The following is a 19,401-nucleotide window of genomic DNA, read 5'->3' on the forward strand; positions in this document are numbered from 1 at the left end:
ATGGCGATCAGCGTGGGCCGTAGCCGGCGCAGGAACACCAGCATCACCAGCACCACCATGGCGATCGAGATCATCAGCGCCACCTGCACCTCGTGCAGCGCCGACTTGGTGGTCTGGGTGAGGTCGAACACCGGCGTCATGGCGATGGTGGCCGGCAGCGAGGCGGCCAGTTGCGGCAGCTTGGCGCGGATGGCTTCCACCGTGGCCACCGCATTGGCGTCGGGCCGCTTGCTGATCTGCAGGCCGACGGTGCGCGCGCCGTTGTACCAGGCCGCCTGGTACTGGTCCTGCTGGCCGCCGTACACCTTCGCCACGTCCGACAGCCGCACCGGCGTGCCGTTCTTCATCGAGATCAGCAGGTCGGCGAACTCGTCCGGCCGCTGCAGGCTGTCGCTGGCGATCAGCGTGGTCTGCGTGCGCCCGTCGCTCAGCATGCCCTGCGGCGAGGACACGTTGGCCGCGCGCAGCGCATTGGCCACGTCGTTGGCGGTGAGGCCCTTGGCCGACAGCGCGTCGGTGTCCAGCTCCACCCGCACCGCATGCGGCGTGCCGCCGAACACCTGCACCTGGGCCACGCCCGGGATCTGCGCCACGCCGGGCTTGATCAAGGTGTCGGTGAGGTCGTACAGCTGGTCCTGCGGCAGGCCGGTCGAGGTCAGTGTGATGAACAGGATCGGGATCTGCGCGGTGTCGAACTTGAAGTACTGCGGCGGCGTGGGCATGCCCGGCGGCAGATCCTGCGCCGCGGCGTTGATCGCCGCCTGCACGTCGCGGGCCGCGCTGTCCACGCTGCGGCCGAGGTTGAAGCGCACCATCACCGAGGCCGAGCCCTCGGTGGTGTTGCCGTACATGTCGTCCACGCCGGGGATGCGCCCCAGGTGCCGCTCCAGCGGCGCCAGCACCGTGCTGGACATGGTCTGCGCGCTGGCGCCGGGCTGGCTGGCCGTCACGTACACGCCGGGGAAATCCAGCGTTGGCAGCGCCGCCACGCCGAGCAGGAGGTAGGCGATCAGGCCGGCGAGCGCGAGCCCGATCGCGAGCAGCGAGGTGCCGACCGGGCGGCGGATCAAGGGTGCGAAGATGTTCATGCGACGTGCGGGCCTCCTGCCGAGCGCGACAAGTGTCCCATGACGCGCGGGGCGGCGCAGTGCATGGCGCACGCCATCGCGCGTGCGGCGGGTGGAAGGGCGGCAGTCATACCGGCTTTATGCCTGCCCGCAGGAAAACGCGAATGTGCCTTAAGTCTGGGCCCTACCGAAAGGCATAGTGCAGCGGGCGCCGCCGGCGATGCGGCGAAGGCGCCGCGGCAGAGCGAAGCCGGCGAGGGGCGGACGGGGCCGCTTCCCTCGCCGGCCGTTCCTCAGTGCTGCGGCGCGTAGCGCAGGGTGAGGTACCAGCTGCGGCCGGGCTGGTTGAAGTAGTAGGCCGTCTCGTAGCGCCGGTCGAACGCATTGGCCAGGCGCGCCTCCACCCGCCAGTCCGCGGCGAAGGCGTAGCTGGCGCGCAGGTCGGTGGTGGCGTAGCCGGCGAGGCGGTGCGCGTTGGCCGCGTCGTCGTAGCGGTAGCCGGCGGCGTTGAGCGTGGCGCCGAGGCCGAAGGCGCCGAGGCGGCGATCAAGGTCGATGCGCGCGGTGCGCTCCGGGCGCCGGGCCAGCAGGTTGCCGTCGTTGACGCCGCCGTCGCGGTTCTTCGGCTGCTGCAGGGTCAGGTAGCTCTGCAGCTGCCAGCCGGCGAAGTCCGCGCCGAACTGGGCCTCCAGGCCGCGGATGCGGGCGCGGCTGATGTTCTGCGGCATGTAGTTCGCATCCAGCGCGATCAGCTGGTCGATGGTGGTCTGGTAGGCGTTCACCGCCCAGTTCCAGCCCGTGCCGCGCTGGCTGAGGCCGAGCTCCAGGCTGCGCGAGGTCTCCGGCCTGAGGTTCGGGTTGCCCAGGCCGTAGGGGTAATACACGTCGTTGAAGGTCGGCGCGTGGAAGGCGGTGCCGTAGCTCGCCGTCAGCCGCAGGTCGTGGTCGAAGCGGTAGCCCCAGGCGGCCGCGCCCGTGGTGCGGTTGCCGAACTGCTGGTTGTGGTCGTGGCGCAGCGACACCTCGACGTCGTTGCGGCCGAACTGCGCCTGGTACTGCGCGTAGCCGCCGGTGTCGGCGCGCGAGCTGTCGAGGTAGCCGGTGTTGCTGGCGATGTGCTCCTGCTGCCAGTCCACGCCCAGCGTCAGCAATTGGTTGGCGGCCAGGGTCACGTCGTTCTGCCAGGAAGCCTGGTTGCGGCGCGAATTGGCGTAGCCCTCCGGCGTGCGCGGGTAGTACGCGCTGGTGCCCGAGAAACTGTCCTCGTAGGTGCCCTGGTAATAGGTGGAGGAGCGGTCCTTGCTCTGCCCGGCGTTGAGCGTGACCTTCCACGCCGCCAGCGGGCTGAAGCTCAGCTGCGCGCCGGCCACGCGCTGCTCGTTCACCGCCTGGTTGCCGCCGTAGGGGCTGCCGTCGTACTCCACGTCGCTCTTGCTGCGCAGGAAGTTGGCCGAGAGCTCGGTGCCGTCGTCCCAGCGGTAGCCGCCGCTGGCCGCGCCGTTCCAGTTGCGGTAGGCGTCGTGGTCGGGCTCGTTGACGAAGCAGCCGGCGAACACCGTGCCCGCACCCATCCGGCAGGCATTGATGCCGCTGGTGTACTGGCCGCCCAGGCCGAAGTTGTACCAGGCGTGGCGCTCGCCGCCGGAGAGGCCGACCTGGCCGTCGCTATAGCTGCGGCTGCCGGTGGTCAGCGAGAGCGAGGGCGCGAGGCCGCCGTCGCGCGTGCCGCGGCGGGTAAAGATCTGGATCACGCCGCCGATCGCGTCCGGCCCGTACAGGCTCGAGCGCGGGCCGCGCACGATCTCGATGCGCTCGATCTGGTCGATGGGGATCTGCTCGTAGGCCGGCAGCCCCGCCCCCACCGAGCCCACGCGCACGCCGTCCACCAGCAGCAGCGTATGGGTGGAGTTGGTGCCGCGCAGGAACAGCGAGCTCTGCTGGCCCAGCCCGCCCGCCTGGGCGAACACCACGCCCGGCAGCCCGGCGAGCAGGTCCTGCACCGACACCGGCTGCAGCCGGTCGATGTCGGCGCGGGTCAGCACCGTCACCGCGGACAGCGTGTCATCCACGGTCACCGCCGTGCGGGTGGCGGTGACCTGCACCGCATCCAACGCCGTGGCCTGGTCCGCCGCGTGGGCGGCCAGCGTAGGAAAAAGCAGCGCGGCTGCCAGCAAAGTCTTCTTCATGTCGCAGGTTCCATCGCCGCGGGCTTGCGCATCCACGGACGATCTTGGGGAGAGCCACCGGCCCCTGCGCAGGAAATCGACGGAACGCCGGCACGAAGGTACGCGCGACGGCAGGTCCCGACCCGCCCACCGCAGGTTCGCCAGACGATAGCTCCGGGCCGGTCTCCGGGCTCGCGAGCGGCCGTGGACGAACCACGACTCCAGGGCGCAACCTTCCCATGCCTCGCGGGAGCGTCGGCCTTGCCGCCAAGCGGCGCACCGGCTTCCCGTTTCATCCCGTGGGCGGAGCCCATGGGACACCCGAAACGGCGTGACTTTAAGCGGCGGTCCCGGTTCTCGGCAAGCGAGAGCGGCGGAACTTCGGCCGGGTAGCACAAGAAGCAAGCAAAGAAAATGCTAAGAAAGTGTTGACAGTTGTCACGGCATACACCTATGTTCGCGACAACTCGCGTACCAATGGTTCCCTGAGGGTGGAGACGCCCGAAGGTATCTGCGGTGCGTAAATGCGACTTCCCCGCCGTACGGGGATCGCCTTTTTGCTTGACTTTGATGCCCATTGACTGGGCCGATCTGGGGAGATCCAACTGTCATGAATTCCATTAACGCGCATCGCCGCCTTCGCCGGACAGTACTTGCTGCCGCCTTGGGCTTCTGCATGACCAGCGGCGCCTTGTACGCGCAGAGCACCGTGGGCGACCTTGCCGGTACCGCACCTGTGGCACAGGGCGAGACCGTCGTCGTCAAGAATCTTGATTCCGGCGTGACGCGCACTGTCGGCGTTGGCCAGGATGGCCGTTTCCGCGTGCCTTCGTTGCCCATCGGTCGCTACCAGGTTCAGTTGGTGCAGAACGGCCAGGCCGCCTCCACGGCCACCGCGAGCGTGGTGGCTGGCCAGACCGTCCAGGTCAATGTGGGCGCCTCTGCTGCGGCTCAGAACCTGTCGACGGTCTCGGTGACGGCCAGCTCGGTTCCCGCCATCGACGTTACGAGCACCGAGTCCCGCACCACTTTCACCGCCGAACAGCTCAACAGCCTGCCGGTGCCGCGCAATGTGACGGATGTGGCCCTGCTGGCGCCGGGTACGGTGCGCGGCAGCGGCAACTTCGGCAACCTGGCGTCCTTCGGTGGCTCGTCGGTGGCTGAAAACAGCTACTACGTCAACGGCTTCAACACCACCAACCTGTACAACAGCCTGTCCTTCTCCGAGGTGCCCTACCAGGCGATCGATCAGCTGGACGTGCAGACGGGTGGCTACGGCGCCCAGTACGGCTTTTCCACCGGCGGTGTGACCAGCGTCAACATCAAGCGCGGCACCAACGAGTGGAAGGGCGGTATCAGCTATGTGGTGGAGCCGGGCGCCTGGCGTTCGAGCAGCCCCAACACCTATACCAAGAACGGTCACGTCTATTACGACCGCAGCAACAACGGCGAGACCGACAGCGTCTACACCGCTTGGCTGGGTGGTCCGCTGATCAAGGATAAGCTGTTCATGTTTATCCTGGGCCAGTTCGAAAAAGATACCACCACCACCACGGCCTACAACAGCGCCTACGCCAATTCCAGTACCGGTACGGGCCCCAACTCGTATCGCGACAACAAGAGCAGCCCCTACTGGGTGGCCAAGCTGGATTGGAACATCACCGACAACCATCACCTGGAGTACACGGGCTTCGACAACAGTTCGAGTACCCGGACGAACTATTACGGTACCCAGTACACCGATGGCGATGCGTCGTTTGACGGCTACAAGGGCTTTAGCCGTCTCCATACCGGCGGCCAGACCAACATCTTCAAGTACACCGGCTACCTGACCGATGACCTCACCCTGTCGGCGCAGTGGGGCGAGCTGAAGAGCGACAACTCGACCTACTACGTCTCGCCGGATGGTCTGTCGACTAAGTATAACGGTGACGTTTTTGCCCAGCAGGGTGGGTGTCCGTACGTCAACTATAATTCTCGGTACACAGGGCCACGCTCTAATACCTGCTATGTGGCCAGCACCACTGATATCTACGGCGGGCAAGACAAGCGCAAATCCTGGCGTGTCGATCTCGACTGGCGTTTGGGTGACCACGATATTGGTGTGGGTTACGCTGACGAGCGTTGGAAGTCCGACAACGGTCAGAGCTACTCGGGTGGTCACTATTACCTGTACTACCCCGGCAATCTGGTTTACGACACCATCTTCAGTACCGGCGGCAGCGTAGGCATTCGTCAGAAATCGGCTTACGCCGAGGACCATTGGCAGGTGACCGACAAGCTCGTGCTGTATGGCGGTGTGCGCTACGACAGCTTCGAGAACAAGAATGGCAGCGGCCAGGTTTTCGTCAAGCAGGACAATATCTGGCAGCCGCGCCTGGGCTTCACCTGGGACGTGCTGGGCGACTCCTCGTGGAAGGTGTTCGGTACCGCCGGCCGCTACTCGCTGCCGATCGCGGCCAATGTGGCCTTGCGAGCAGCAAGCGCCTCGTTCTATACGCAGGACGCCTATAGTTATACGGGTATCAATCCGCAGACTGGCGCACCTATCCTCGGCGAGTTGTTGGATCACTACGTGGTCAATGGTGAAGATGGCTCGACCCCCAATCCGAAGTCGGTGGCCGACAAGGATCTGAAGCCCTATACGCAGGACGAGTACATCCTGGGCTTCCAGCACCAGCTGCACAGCGATGTCGACTTCTTCGACAACTGGGTGGTGGGTGTCAAGGGCACCTATCGCAAGCTGCGCAACGCCATCGACGACACCTGCGACTGGCGTCCGTTCTACAACGCCGGCATCGCGCAGGGGCTGGACATGCCCTATGACCAGTGGACCGTGCCCGATGGTGTGCCGGGTTGCTTCATCTACAACCCGGGTAGTTCGCTGTCGCTGTCGGTGGATCTGGACGGCACTGGCACGCTGCGTAACGTCACCGTCCCCGGTAATCAGCTGGGCACGAAGGCCAGGCGTAGTTACGAAGGCCTGGATTTGACCGCCAGCAAGAGCACCGACAAGTACTACATCAACGCCACCTATACGCTCTCGCGCAACTACGGCAACACCGAGGGTCTCGTTCGTTCCGATATCGGCCAGGACGATACCGGAACCACGGAAGACTTCGACTTCCCGGAGATCATGTACGGCGCCAACGGCTACCTGCCCAATGACCGCCGTCATAACCTCAAGATCTACGGCGCGTGGAATTTCACGCCGGAATGGTCGGCAGGTCTGAATCTGAACGTGCAGTCCGGCGCCCCGGTCAGCTGCCTGGGTGGCGGCATGGGTACCTTCGGTACGGAATACGGCTACAGCGGTGGTTTTCACTACTGCAATGGCAAGATCAGCCCCGAGGGCAGCTCTGGCCGTACGCCGTGGGTGTGGACGGTCAGCCCGAACGTGATGTACAAGCCGGCGTGGGCACGTGGCTTGAGCATCCAGCTTTCGGCACTGAACCTGTTCAACAACCAAAAGCCGCTGCAGGTCTATCAGCAAGGCGAGGGTATTAGCACCTCTGGGGTTTACACGGGGTACTATGACACCACCTATAAGGTGGGCCAGTTCTACAACTCACCGCGTTCCTTCCGTCTGCAGGCGCAGTACGACTTCTCGCTGTAATAGCGAGCGTCTAAGGAAGCAAAAGGCCGCCGGGTCATCCGGCGGCCTTTTTCATGGTTGGAGCCGCTCCTGAGTTAGGCTGCAGGCTCTCATGTGATAACGAGCATCACGCGCAGTAATTTTTTTACACCGTTCGCATCGCTTAACCCAAGTCTATTTGAGATCCAAACTAGTGTGATGTCTCATAAATAATATTAAGTAAGTCTGGCCGCGGCGCGAGCGACGGATGCCAAGATGGTGTCGGCGCTCTTGTGCCAGACGAAAGGTTTCGGATCGGCGTTGTGTGTATCGATGTAGTGGCGGATGGCTTGTTCGAGTTCGGCCACGCTGGTGTGTGCACTGCGCTTGATCCATTTCTCACTGATCTGTCCGAAGAATCGCTCGACCAGGTTGGGCCAGGACGCCGAGGTCGGCGTGAAGTGCACGTGGTAGCGCGGGTGCTTCACAAACCACGCACGCACCTTTTCGGTCTTGTGCGTGCCGTAGTTGTCCATGATCAGGTGGACCTCTTGGTCCTTCGGCACCGCGGCATCGATCGCCTTGAGGAACTGCAGGAACTCCACACTGCGGTGGCGGCGCTTGAGCTGCGTGAACGCATCATCGCTTGTGATGCGCACATTGAGGCGCACGCCAAAACCGACGAGCGCTGCGTGCGGCTGCGCGCCATCGTCGGTATCGGCCCCATCACCGCCGATGCGATCGTTGCCAGCGTCGGCTCGGCCAAGGAGTTCAAGAACGGGCGGCAACTGGCCGCATGGCTGGGCCTTGTACCGACCCAGCACTCCAGCGGCGGACACACCCGGTTGGGTGCGATCAGCGGTCATGGCGACGCGTATCTGCGCACCTTGCTGATCCAAGGCGTCGCAGCAGCGTGCAACGAGCCAAAGCGGTCAGCGTGGAAAGGGCAACACCCGAACAGATCTGGATCCAGCACCTGGCGTGCCGTATGCCGTTCGGCAAACTGCTGGTGGCCATCGCGAACAAGCACGCGCGGCAGCTGTGGGCGATGCTGGCGCACGAAGATGCGTACGCTGCCGGTGCGTGGCTGAAGCACCCGCCCTGGTGCCGCGCCTCATCGTCGCCGCGGCGCGGACGCCGCCGCTGAGTTATCGGCTCGCAACGTTGGATGCGTAATGTGGGGAATCAGGAGGTCCCTTGCTGGCCCCTTAAGTTCGGCGCAACTGGGTTCATCTGCACAATAGACAGAGACAGTGCCGCTATCACGGTTGCGAATCGGCTTGCCTCATATTCAGAGGGAAGGCGTCCATTTCTCGCCAGGCCCCCCACGTCAGTCGCTGTGCAACTCGGCGACAAAATCATAAACATCCCCCCGGTACCAAGAACTGGTGAACTCCACCACCCGCCCATCATCAAGGAAGCTGCGGCGCTCGATGCTGAGGCCGGCGCTGCCGACGGCGACGTGCAGCAGGCGGGCGTGCTGGGCGTTGAGGAGGACGGCGCGCAGGCGCTGGAGGGCGCGGCGGGGGCGGCAGCCGCGTTGCTCGAGGGCTTCGTAGAGGGAGTCTTCCACCAGCAGCGGGTCGGGCAACACGTTGGCGGGGACTACGGTGCGTTCGATCGCCAGCGGCTCGTCGCCGGCGTAGCGCACGCGGTGCAGGCGCACCACCGGCGCGCCAGGGGAGAGGTTGAGCGCCATCGATTCTTCCGGCGTCACCTCGCCGATGCCGCGCTCGAAGAATTCCGAGCGCGGGTTGAGGCCGCGCGCGCGCAGGTCCTCGGTGAAGCTGGTGAGGCGCGACATCGGCTTGACGATGCGCTCGGAGACGAAGGTGCCGGCGCCCTGGCGCTGGGTCAGCAGGCCTTCTTCCACCAGTCCCGCGATGGCCTTGCGCACGGTCACGCGCGAGAGGCCGAGCGCCTGCGAGAGGTCGCGCTCGCTGGGCAGGGTCTGGCCCGGCTCGATGTCGCGCTGGTCGACCACGTTGCGAATGGCCTGGCGCAGCCGCAGATAAGCCAGCGGCTGGTGGTTGGCCGGGTCGCGGCAGAGGCGTCGGTATTCGCTGGCGAGTGCTGATTCCATTGGCGGCACAATACCAATAGCTCACCAATAACAGCAAGGAACCGCCCCGCATGGCTTGTCATGGCGGTTTCAGGCGTAACTTGTTCGGGTGGGGCGGCCGTACCAGTACGCATCCTGGTATTTCACTGGTACCATCCAGCCCCCACCCACGTATTGCCCGAGGTACGCACGTGAATGCTCCCAGCCCGCAGGTCGAGGCATTCGATCTGGTCATTTTCGGTGGCACTGGTGATCTGGCCATGCGCAAGCTGCTGCCGGCCCTGCTGCACCGCTTTGCCGACGGCCAGATTCCTTCCAGCAGCCGCGTGATCGGCATCGCGCGCGAGGGCCTGGACACCGACGGCTACCGCAAGCAGGCGCGCGCCGCGCTGGGCGAGCATCCGCACCTGGAGGCGTTCCTCGAGCTGCTGCACTACCGCTCGCTCGATGCGCGCGCCGACAAGGGCTGGGACGATTTCGCCGCGCTGCTCGCCGAATGGCCGGACCACGTGCGGGTGTTCTATCTCTCCACTTCGCCGGAACTGTTCGTGGACATCTGCAACCGGCTGGGCGGCTATGGCCTCAACGAGGGCAAGTCGCGTGTGGTGCTGGAGAAGCCGATCGGCCGCGACCTGGAGAGCGCCAACCAGATCAACGACGCGGTGGGCCAGGTGTTCGCCGAGTCGCAGACCTACCGCATCGACCACTACCTCGGCAAGGAAACGGTGCAGAACCTGCTGGCGCTGCGCTTCGGCAACGCGCTGTTCGAGCCGCTGTGGAACGCCGAACACATCGACCACGTGCAGATCACCGTGGCCGAGACGCTCGGCCTGGGCCGCCGCGCGGGCTACTACGACCGTGCCGGCGCGCTGCGCGACATGGTGCAGAACCATCTGCTGCAGCTGCTGTGCATGGTGGCGATGGAGCCGCCGTCCTCGCTCTCGCCCAATGCGGTGCGCGACGAGAAGCTCAAGGTGCTGCGCTCGCTCACGCCGATCGACGAGAGCAATGCCGCCCACCTCACCGTGCGCGGCCAGTACCGCGCCGGCGTGGCCGACGGCCAGAGCGTGCCGGGCTACCTGGACGAGCTCGAAGGCAAGCCCTCGAGCACCGAGACCTTCGTGGCGATCAAGGCCGAGATCGCCAACTGGCGCTGGGCCGGCGTGCCGTTCTACCTGCGCACCGGCAAGCGCCTGCCCGAGCGCATGTCCGAGATCGTGGTGGCGTTCAAGCCGGTGCCGCATTCCATCTTCAATCCGGAGGCCGGCCCGCTGCACCAGAACCGCCTGGTGCTGCGCCTGCAGCCGGACGAGGGCGTGAAGCTGTGGCTGACCATCAAGCACCCCGGCCCCGGCGGCCTGCGCCTGCGCCACGTGCCGCTGGACATGAGCTTCGCCGAGGCCTTCGGCGTGCAGCAGCCCGACGCCTACGAGCGCCTGCTGCTCGACGTGGTGCGCGGCAACCCCACCCTGTTCATGCGCCGCGACGAGGTGGAGGCAGCCTGGCAGTGGGCCGGCCCGATCCTGGCGGCCTGGGCGGCCGGCGGCGAGCCGCCGCGCCCGTACGCCTCGGGCACCTGGGGCCCGAGCGCGGCGGTGGCGCTGATCGAGCGCGACGGCCGCACCTGGAGCGAAGACAATGAATGAGCCGGGCCTCGCGCCGCGCCGCACGAGCGGGGCACGGCAGGGAGCCGCCCATGGCTGAGACGAGCCTCTACAGCTACAGCGACGGCGCCACCCTCGCCGCCGGGCTGGCCGAGCGCGTGGCCGTCGCCTTGCGCGAGGGCATCGCCGCGCGCGGCGTGGCGGTGCTGGCGGTGTCCGGCGGCCGCACGCCCACGCGCTTCTTCGAGCAGCTCGCCCGCGCCGAACTGGATTGGTCGAAGGTGCAGGTGACCCTGGTCGACGAGCGCTGGGTGGACGAAGGCAGCGAGCGCTCCAACGCGCGGCTGGTGAAGGCGCACCTGCTGCAGGGCCCGGCCGCGGCGGCGCGCTTCGTGCCGCTGTACGCCGACGCGCCCACGCCGGAGGACGGCCTCGCCGCCGTCGCCGCGCGCGTCGAGGCGCTGCCGCGTCCGTTCGACGCGGTGGTGCTCGGCATGGGCAACGACGGCCACACCGCCTCGTTCTTCCCCGGCGGCGACCGCCTCGCCGAGGCGCTCGACCCGGTCGGCCGCGCCAGCGTGCTGCCGATGCGCGCCGAGGGCGCCGGCGAGCCGCGCATCACGCTGACCTTGCCGCCGCTGCTCGCCACCCGCCTGTTGTGCCTGCACATCGAGGGCGAGGACAAGCGCCGGCTGTTCGCTGCCGCCCAGGCCGGCGAAGGCGCGGCCGCGCACTACCCGGTGCGTGCCGTGCTGACGCAGACGCGCGTGCCGGTCGCCGTGTACTGGTGTCCGTGAGCCGCGGCGGCCATGGACTAACCGATGGCCGGCGCGTCCCGCGCCGGCGCATCGCTTCCGGAGTTCAAGCATGACTACGCTGCACCCCGTCATCGCCGAGGTCACCGCACGCATCGTCGAGCGCAGCGGCGACCGTCGCGCCGACTACCTCGCGCACATCGCCGCGGCCGGCAGCGGCGACGGCACGCATCGCCAGCACCTGTCCTGCGGCAACCTCGCGCACGGCTTCGCCGGCTGCGAGGCGCACGACAAGGCCGCGCTGCGCGCCGGCCGCACCGCCAACCTCGGCATCGTCACCGCCTACAACGACATGCTCTCGGCGCACCGCCCGTACGAGCGCTACCCGGAGCTGATCCGCGAGGTCGCGCGCCAGGCCGGCATCACCGCGCAGGTGGCCGGCGGCGTGCCGGCGATGTGCGACGGCGTGACCCAGGGCCGCGAGGGCATGGAGCTGTCGCTGTTCTCGCGCGACCTGATCGCCATGGCCACCGGCGTGTCGCTGTCGCACGACATGTTCGACGGCGCGCTCTACCTCGGCATCTGCGACAAGATCGTGCCGGGCCTCTTGATCGGCGCGCTGAGCTTCGGCCACCTGCCCGCCGCCTTCGTGCCCTCCGGCCCGATGCCGAGCGGCATCCCCAACGAGCAGAAATCCAAGGTGCGCCAGGCCTATGCCGAGGGCACGGCCACGCGCGCGGAACTGCTGGAGGCGGAGGCGGCGTCCTACCACGCGCCCGGCACCTGCACCTTCTACGGCACCGCCAATTCCAACCAGATGCTGATGGAGATCATGGGCCTGCAACTGCCCGGCTCGAGCTTCGTGCCGCCGGACACGCCGCTGCGCGACGCGCTCACCGTGGAGGCCGTGCGCCGCGTGGCCGCGCTGGCCGGGCCGGGCCCGCAGCACCTGCCGCTGGGCCACATCGTGGACGAGCGCGCCATCGTCAACGGCGTGATCGGCCTGCACGCCACCGGCGGCTCCACCAACCACCTGCTGCACCTGGTGGCGATGGCGCGCGCGGCCGGCATCGAACTGCGCTGGGACGATTTCGACGCGCTCTCCGCGGTGGTGCCGCTGCTCGCCCGCGTGTACCCCAACGGCTACGCCGACGTGAACCAGTTCCACGAGGCCGGCGGCATGGCCTTCCTGATCGACCAGCTGCTCGCCGCCGGCCTGCTGCACGAGGACGTGCAGACCCTGGCCGGCCCGGGCCTGTCGCGCTACACGCAGGTGCCCGAGCTGGACGAGGCCGGCACGCTGACCTGGACGCCGGTGGCCAAGGTCAGCGGCAACCGCGGCGTGCTGCGCGGCATGGACGAGCCGTTCCGCGCCGACGGCGGCCTGCGCCTGCTGGCCGGCAACCTCGGCCGCGCGGTGATCAAGGTGTCCTCGGTGCCGGAAGACCGCATGCTGATCGAGGCGCCGGCGATCGTGTTCCACGACCAGGACGAGGTGAAGAAGGCCTTCGAGCGCGGCGAGCTGAACCGCGATTTCGTGGCGGTGGTGCGCTTCCAGGGGCCGCGCGCGATGGGCATGCCGGAGCTGCACAAGCTCACGCCCACGCTGGGCCTGCTGCAGGACCGCGGCCACCGCATCGCGCTGCTCACCGACGGGCGCATGTCCGGCGCCTCCGGCCGCGTGCCGGCGGCGATCCACGTGACGCCGGAGGCGGAGAGCGGCGGGCCGATCGCGCGCGTGCGCGACGGCGACCTGATCCGCCTCGATGCGGAAAACGGACGTCTGGACGTCCTTGTCGACGAGGCCGAGCTCGCCGCGCGCGAGCCGGCCACGGCGGACCTGTCGGCCCATCACGTGGGCATGGGACGCGAATTGTTCGGCCTGTTCCGCGCCAATGCGGTGGCCGCGGACCTGGGTGCGGGAGTGTTGTGATGACGACGATGGAAACCAAGCAGAACCAGGTTGGCGCGGTGATGCGCCTGGCGCCGGTGATCCCGGTGGTGATCATCGAGGACGCCGCCCACGCGGTGCCGATGGCGCGCGCGCTGGTCGCGGGCGGCATTCCGGCGATCGAGGTGACGCTGCGCACGCCGGCGGCGCTGGACGCGATCCGCGCCATCGCCGCGGAGGTGGAAGGCGCGGTGGTGGGCGTGGGCACGGTGCTCGGCGGCAAGGACCTGGACGCGGCGGCCAGGGCCGGCGCGCGCTTCGCGGTGTCGCCGGGCGTGTCGCCCGGGCTGCTCGACGCGGCCGACGACAGCGCGCTGCCGCTGCTGCCCGGCGCGGCCACCGCCAGCGAGGTGATGCACCTCCTGGAGCGCGGCTACCGGCACCTGAAGTTCTTCCCCGCCGTGCCCGCCGGCGGCGCCAAGCTGCTCGGCGCCTGGGCCAGCCCGCTGCCGCCGGCGCGCTTCTGCCCCACCGGCGGCATCAGCGTGGGCAACGCCAAGGACTTCTTCGCCCTGCCCAACGTGCTGTGCGTGGGCGGCTCCTGGCTCACCCCGGCGGACAAGCTCAAGGCCGGCGACTGGGCCGGCGTCGAGCAACTGGCGCGCGAGGCGGCGGCGCTGCGCGGGGGCTGAGCCGCCTCCCGCGTGCCGGGTGGCAGGGGAGCCGCCCGGCACCACGGACGGGCCGGCCGCCTGCCGGCCTTGTCGCCGGCGCGGCTACACTGGCTCAGCTTCACTGCGGCCCTCGGCGCTTCATGAACACGCATCGCCTCTTCCGTCCAACGCTCGCCGCGCTTGGCGCTGCGGCCCTGTTCGGCCTCAGCACGCCGCTGGCCAAGCCGCTGCTTCAACATGCGCCGGCCCCGCTGCTGGCCGGCCTGCTCTACCTCGGCAGCGGCCTCGGCCTGACCGTGGCGCGGCTGGTGCGCGACCGCGGCTTGCGTCCCACGGGCCTGGCGGCGGGCGATTGGCCGTGGCTGCTGGCGGCCATCGGCTTCGGCGGCGTGCTTGGTCCGCTGCTGCTGATGCTGGGTCTCGGCCACACCGGCGCCGCCACGGCCTCCCTGCTGCTCAACCTCGAAGCCGTGCTGACCGCCGTGCTGGCCTGGGTGGTGTTCAGGGAGAACGCGGACCGGCGCATCGTGCTCGGCATGGCGCTGATCGTGGCCGGCGGCGTGCTGCTCTCCTGGAGCGCCCGCCGCGAAGGCGCCGCCTGGGGCGCCCTCGCCATCGCCGGCGCGTGCCTTGCCTGGGCCATCGACAACAATCTCACCCGCAAGGTTTCGGCGGGCGATGCCGTGTTCATTGCCGCGGGCAAGGGCTGGATCGCGGGGGTGGTCAATCTGTCGATAGGCTGGGCGTTGGGCGGCCGCTTGCCCGCGTCCGGCGCGGTGGCCGCGGCCCTGCTCATCGGCTTCCTGGGCTACGGCGTGAGCCTGGTGCTGTTCGTGGTGGCGCTGCGCGGGCTGGGCAGCGCTCGCACCGGGGCGTACTTCTCCACCGCGCCCTTCATCGGCTCGGCGGTGGCGATCCTGCTGTTCGGCGAGCCGGCCCCGGCGGTCTTCTGGATCGCGGCGGGGTTGATGGCGGCCGGCGTCTGGCTGCACCTCACCGAGCGCCACGAGCATTGGCACCGGCACGAGGCGCTGGCGCACGCGCACCGGCACGTGCACGACGCGCACCACCAGCACGAGCACGACTTCGACTGGGACGGCGCCGAGCCGCACACCCACCCGCACCGGCACGATCCCCTGGCGCACAGCCACGCGCATTACCCGGACATCCACCATCGCCACGACCACGACCACGACCACGACCACGACCACGACCACGATCACGATCACGATCGCTAGGCCCCGGCGCCGCGCGGCCGGTTGCGGCTCACCGGAGCCATGGGCTAGGTTCTGGGCTTCGTGGTTCGGGGTGTTGGCGATGGCGAAGCTGGGTGGGGGCCGGGTGCCTCGTGGAGATGGCCGGGCCCGGTGCGGCATCGCGGCGGGCCGGCGCGGGGCGGCGGCATGAGCGAGGCGCCCGCGACGCCGGCGCGCGCCGAGGAGGACGGCCTCGCCGCCTTTGGCTACAAGCAGGAGCTCAAGCGCAGCCTCACCCTCAAGGATCTGCTGATCTACGGCATGGTGTTCATGGTGCCCACCGCGCCGTTCGCCATCTTCGGCACCGTGTTCAACGCCTCGCGCGGCATGGTGCCGCTGACCTACCTGATCGGCTGGGTGGCGATGCTGTTCACCGCGCTGAGCTACCGCGAGCTGTCGCGGGCCTTCCCGGTCGCCGGCTCGGTCTACGCCTACGCGGGCCGGGCGCTGGGCCCGGCCTGGGGCTTCCTCGCCGGCTGGGCGATGCTGCTCGACTACCTGCTGATCCCCACCCTGCTCTACGTGATCGGCGCCGAGGCGATGGCCAACGTGGTGCCGGCCGTGCCCGGCTGGGCCTGGGTGGTGGCGTTCGTGGCCTTCAACTGCGCGGTGAACCTGCGCGGCATCGAGACCACGGCGCGGGCCAACAAGCTGTTCCTGTACGTGCAGCTGGCGGTGCTGGCGGTGTTCATGGCACTGGCCGTGCGCGCCATCGCGCGCGGCGTGGACGGCGCGCACTGGTCGTGGACGCCGCTCTACAACCCGGCGGCGTTCACGCCCGCGCTGGTGTTCAACGCGCTGTCCATCGCGGTGCTCTCCTTCCTCGGCTTCGACGCCATCTCCACGCTGTCGGAGGAAGCCCGCGGCGGCAGCCGCGTGGTGGGCCGGGCCACGCTGCTCGCGCTGCTGCTGGTGGCGAGCCTGTTCATGGCGCAGACCTGGCTGGCGGCGCTGCTGCGCCCCGGCCAGCTGGCCTTCGCGGGGCAGGCGGTGGAGAACGATGCCTTCTACCTGGTGGCCCAGCAGGTGGGCGGCCATCCGTTCCGCATCGTGGTGGCGCTCACCGTGGCGATCAGCACGGCGGTGGGCAACGCGCTGGTGGCGCAGGCGGCGACCTCGCGATTGCTGTTCTCCATGGCCCGCGACGGCAAGCTGCCGCGGCCGCTCGCCCAGGTGCACCCGCAGCGCCGCGTGCCGCAGCGCGCGGTGGTGCTGGTGGCGGGCGTGAGCGTGGTGCTGGGCGTGTTCTTCGTGGGGCAGATCGGCCTGCTGTCGTCGCTGGTGAACTTCGGCGCGCTGTTCGCCTTCCTGCTGCTGCACCTGTCCGTCGCCAGCCACTTCCTGCTGCGCGAGCGCGGCCGGCGCTGGGGCATGCACCTCGCGGTGCCGGCCATCGGCTTCGCGATCATCGGCTATGTGCTGGTGAACGCGGACCGCTACGCCAAGCTCGGCGGGCTGGCCTGGCTGGGCCTCGGCGCGCTCGTCCTGCTCGGCCTCCGGCTGGCCGGCAAGCCGGCGCGGCTCGAACTGGACGAGCGGGCGCCGCCGGAGGCTTAGCGCCATGCACGATCCCGCCGCCAGCGCATGGGCACGGTCTCGTGCAGGAGCGCGCCTGCCGTAACGTACGCATCGCGCGCAAGCACGCTGCTATAGGCAAGCTCCGTGGAAATCGTGAGCAGGCTTGGCGTTTGTCCAAATCCCCTGGCCTTCTTCAGGGCGACGCCGTGCCGTCGTCGCCCGGCCACGCCTGCTCGATCGCCAGGGTGAAGCGCAGCTTGGGTTGCGCCGTGGCGCCGAGGCGCCGGTAGAAGCGGACGGCCGGCGCGTTCCAGTCCGGCGTCTGCCACTGCATGGCGGGGCAGCCGAGGTCCGCGGCGAGCGCGTGCGCGGCCTGCCACAGGCGCAGGCCGATGCCCTGTCCGCGCCAGGCCTCGCGCACGTAGAGGTAGTGGCCGAGCAGGGCCTGGAGGCGCTGGCGAAGGCCGGCACGGTGATCGTGCCCAGCTGGCGCGGCGTGGACGCGCCGCCGCCGCCGGCCCTGCTCGACGCCCTGCGCGCCGCGCACGCGCGCGGGGCGCGGCTGCTCTCCTACTGCTCGGGCGTGTTCGTGCTGGCCGCCACCGGCCTGCTGGACGGCCGCCGCGCCACCACGCACTGGCGTTACGCCGAGGCGCTGGCCGCGCGCTACCCGCGCATCCGGGTCGAGCCGGACGTGCTCTACGTGGACGAGGGCAGCCTGCTCACCTCGGCCGGCAGCGCCGCGGCGCTGGATCTCTCCCTGCACCTGATCCGCCGCGACTACGGCCCGCGCGCCGCCAACCTGGTGGCGCGCCGCGTGGTGGTGCCGGCGCACCGCGACGGCGGGCAGGCGCAGTTCATCGCCGCGCCCTTGCCCGAGCGCGGCGACACGCTGGGCCGCCTGCTGGACTGGATGCGCCGCCATCTCGACCAGGCGCTGCCGCTGGAAGAACTGGCCGCGCGCGCCAACCTGAGCGAGCGCACGCTGATGCGCCGCTTCCACGCCGCCACCGGCTGCTCGCCCAAGCAGTGGCTGATCCGCGAGCGGGTCAACCGCGCGCGCGAGCTGCTGGAGAGCGGCACGCAGGGGCTGGACCGCGTGGCCGAGCGCTGCGGCTTCGGCTGCGCGGACAGCGCTGACCGCACAATGAGAAGTGAGTGCACTGCCGATTGGCGAGCAGCGTCTTGCTTGAGCTGGCGCAGATGGTCGCTGGACGCCACCAGCCGATTTTGCATAACAGTGATCGCTTCCTGGTGGGTTCGTTCCGTCGCCTGTTGTCGCTGCTGTTCTCCGCAGAGAAACCTCTACGCTCACGGCAGTAAACCTCCGCAAATTGCGCACACAAACTTCGGCACTGCATCAGCGGCGATGGCCATGTAACTCACAATCCTTGTGACAATTTGAAACAGGCTAAGCAGAAAAGATTGATGCCAGGGTGGCCCGCTGTGAGGCACTTGTAGACCTCACTTATCGCGCCCCGACTCTTGCCGGGGCGCGAAAGTCGAGCCTTATGCTACCACTGCGAGGTGCAAGTGATTTGCTTCAGCCGAAGGCGAGATCACCAGAGCCCCATCTCCGCTTGCAAAGGATCCACCGAACGCCGACAACGCATGAATGAGGGCTTGTACATCAGGCGCATACGCTATGCCTGAGACTGCCAAGGAGTCTTTCATCTGCATCTCTACCCCCATCCCGACCGGGGTGGAGACATTCATTGCTTGAAGAGTAGCGGTTGTCTGCGGTGGTGTGTATCCACCATTATCCCCAGGCGGGAGATCGGGGTCGGGAGCGGACCAGTTTGAGCCGGTATCCCCGGGACCGACGACGGTATCGCCGGTATTGTCACCAACGAAGCCGACCCAGCTGTTTGAGGCAGTAACGGAAACATTAGTGCCTGTTACAGAAACGTGATCGTTGGTGCCACCAATGACCTGGTCATTGGAACCGAAGATGGAGACAGTGGTGCCATCGGCAACATAGATGATCGAGTTGCTCGCATAGATTTTGTTCGAGCTGCCAGATAAATGAAGTATCGACTGATCTCCAACATGAACGGTGTTATCCGATCCGCCGACATTCATGGTCGTACCCATTGATTCGGATACGCTGTTTCCTTCGCCACCAACGGAAATCGACGAGCCGGCACTGTCGGTGATTATGTTGTAATCACCGGTGATCGTCAGGGTCGATTTCGCTGACTCATTAATCGTGTTGGAGTTACCGCCAACTGTCAGTGTTGTCGTTCCAGTGCCCGTGAAGGTACTCGACGAACCACTGAGGGAGAAGCTCCCTTCAGCGACCTTAATCGTCTCGGAATTGCCCGTGAATGCTGCGGAGTTTACTGCCGTCGCGTCCACAGTGCACCCAAACGTCGCGACCGTTGTGTTGTCGCCAGACAACAAATTGATAGTCCCATTATTTCCGTTGAATAAATTCGACGAGCCGTGGACATTTAGGACGGCTGATGCACTCTGCACGTTAACTGCATTCCCGTCACCATTTAGGCTGTAAATACCGGCGTACACATAGCTATTGGTATTGTTTGATCCATTAATGGTAGCTGCTAGTGCTGACGCATCCGCTCCAGATACGGAGAAGCTTCCTCTTGATAGGTTGATTGTATTGTTTTTGGATGTACCCGAAATGGAAACGCTGGCACCATCTGACATGGTCACTGTATTATCTTGGCCGTTGTAGATTGCCAGCGTGCCGAGCTTGCCAGTGACGGTGTTCTGGTTCCCAGTGATGAACGAGGAACCCATGCTTGCGCCTAGGGATGGTCTGATCATCCACCGTTCGTGACTGGCGCCACCGTGTTCTTCGTCGTCTGTTGT

At 67.5% G+C, this 19,401-nt stretch carries 13 protein-coding genes, 2 pseudogenes and 1 riboswitch; of the genes and pseudogenes, 9 read left to right on the forward strand and 6 right to left on the reverse strand.

All coding sequences use genetic code 11. The annotated features are described in order from the left end of the window. Positions 1–1,088, reverse strand: a 1,088-nt coding sequence (locus tag ACH65_RS07645; RefSeq protein WP_049621996.1) for an efflux RND transporter permease subunit, incomplete at its 3' end; no start/stop codon positions are given. 272 nt (positions 1,089–1,360) lie between these two features. Next, positions 1,361–3,253, reverse strand: coding sequence for a TonB-dependent vitamin B12 receptor (gene btuB, locus ACH65_RS07650; RefSeq protein WP_049621997.1), 1,893 nt, complete (start codon positions 3,251–3,253; stop codon positions 1,361–1,363). Positions 3,254–3,392: 139 nt separating this feature from the next. Continuing rightward, positions 3,393–3,572: riboswitch (cobalamin riboswitch) on the reverse strand. Positions 3,573–3,842: 270 nt separating this feature from the next. Between btuB and ACH65_RS07655 the strand changes: the two genes are divergently transcribed. Beyond that, positions 3,843–6,848, forward strand: a complete 3,006-nt coding sequence (locus ACH65_RS07655) for a TonB-dependent receptor (protein WP_082190194.1) — start codon at positions 3,843–3,845, stop codon at positions 6,846–6,848. A 194-nt stretch (positions 6,849–7,042) separates the two neighbouring features. On the opposite strand, the pseudogene ACH65_RS07660 reads toward ACH65_RS07655, so the two are convergent. Further along, a pseudogene (locus ACH65_RS07660) lies at positions 7,043–7,435 on the reverse strand (IS630 family transposase); the annotation flags it as partial. Here ACH65_RS07660 and ACH65_RS18875 point away from each other — a divergent pair. Beyond that, positions 7,397–7,953, forward strand: a pseudogene (locus ACH65_RS18875) (IS110 family RNA-guided transposase); the annotation flags it as partial. The pseudogenes ACH65_RS07660 and ACH65_RS18875 sit on opposite strands and share 39 nt — an antisense overlap. A 183-nt stretch (positions 7,954–8,136) precedes the next feature. Here ACH65_RS18875 and ACH65_RS07670 read toward each other — a convergent pair. Beyond that, a complete protein-coding gene (locus ACH65_RS07670; protein WP_049621999.1) occupies positions 8,137–8,889 on the reverse strand; it encodes a GntR family transcriptional regulator in 753 nt (250 codons plus the stop codon). Positions 8,890–9,128: 239 nt separating this feature from the next. On the opposite strand from ACH65_RS07670, the gene zwf reads away from it, so the two are divergent. The 6 genes from zwf (at position 9,129) to ACH65_RS07700 (ending at position 16,605) form a co-directional block, all read left to right on the forward strand. Further along, positions 9,129–10,514, forward strand: a complete 1,386-nt coding sequence (zwf, locus tag ACH65_RS07675) for a glucose-6-phosphate dehydrogenase (RefSeq protein ID WP_237561473.1) — start codon at positions 9,129–9,131, stop codon at positions 10,512–10,514. Positions 10,515–10,564: 50 nt separating this feature from the next. Then, the gene (gene pgl / locus ACH65_RS07680) at positions 10,565–11,269 is read left to right on the forward strand and encodes a 6-phosphogluconolactonase (RefSeq protein WP_049622001.1); all 705 of its coding nucleotides are present in this window, start codon (positions 10,565–10,567) and stop codon (positions 11,267–11,269) included. Between the two features lie 70 nt (positions 11,270–11,339). After that, on the forward strand, positions 11,340–13,160 hold the full coding sequence (gene edd, locus ACH65_RS07685; RefSeq protein ID WP_049622002.1) for a phosphogluconate dehydratase: 1,821 nt from the start codon (positions 11,340–11,342) through the stop codon (positions 13,158–13,160). Beyond that, positions 13,160–13,810 (forward strand): bifunctional 4-hydroxy-2-oxoglutarate aldolase/2-dehydro-3-deoxy-phosphogluconate aldolase, encoded by a 651-nt coding sequence (eda, locus tag ACH65_RS07690; protein ID WP_049622003.1) that lies wholly within the window; start codon positions 13,160–13,162, stop codon positions 13,808–13,810. Before edd ends, eda begins: the two co-directional genes overlap by 1 nt. Before the next feature lie 122 nt (positions 13,811–13,932). Beyond that, positions 13,933–15,030, forward strand: a complete 1,098-nt coding sequence (locus ACH65_RS07695; protein WP_049622004.1) for a DMT family transporter — start codon at positions 13,933–13,935, stop codon at positions 15,028–15,030. Positions 15,031–15,195: 165 nt separating this feature from the next. Next, positions 15,196–16,605, forward strand: coding sequence for an APC family permease (locus tag ACH65_RS07700; RefSeq protein ID WP_049622005.1), 1,410 nt, complete (start codon positions 15,196–15,198; stop codon positions 16,603–16,605). A 154-nt stretch (positions 16,606–16,759) separates the two neighbouring features. Here ACH65_RS07700 and ACH65_RS20265 read toward each other — a convergent pair whose 3' ends face one another. Continuing rightward, positions 16,760–16,987, reverse strand: a complete 228-nt coding sequence (locus tag ACH65_RS20265) for a GNAT family N-acetyltransferase (RefSeq protein WP_161805599.1) — start codon at positions 16,985–16,987, stop codon at positions 16,760–16,762. Between the two features lie 9 nt (positions 16,988–16,996). On the opposite strand from ACH65_RS20265, the gene ACH65_RS20270 reads away from it, so the two are divergent. Continuing rightward, positions 16,997–17,947 (forward strand): helix-turn-helix domain-containing protein, encoded by a 951-nt coding sequence (locus ACH65_RS20270; protein WP_161805600.1) that lies wholly within the window; start codon positions 16,997–16,999, stop codon positions 17,945–17,947. A gap of 128 nt (positions 17,948–18,075) precedes the next feature. Here the strand turns inward: ACH65_RS20270 and ACH65_RS19750 are convergent. Next, a partial coding sequence (locus ACH65_RS19750; protein ID WP_237561472.1) for a hypothetical protein occupies positions 18,076–19,401 on the reverse strand: 1,326 nt, incomplete at its 5' end.

Origin of the sequence: Frateuria defendens, from assembly GCF_001182895.1 — a bacterium.
Lineage (GTDB): Bacteria > Pseudomonadota > Gammaproteobacteria > Xanthomonadales > Rhodanobacteraceae > Frateuria_B > Frateuria_B defendens.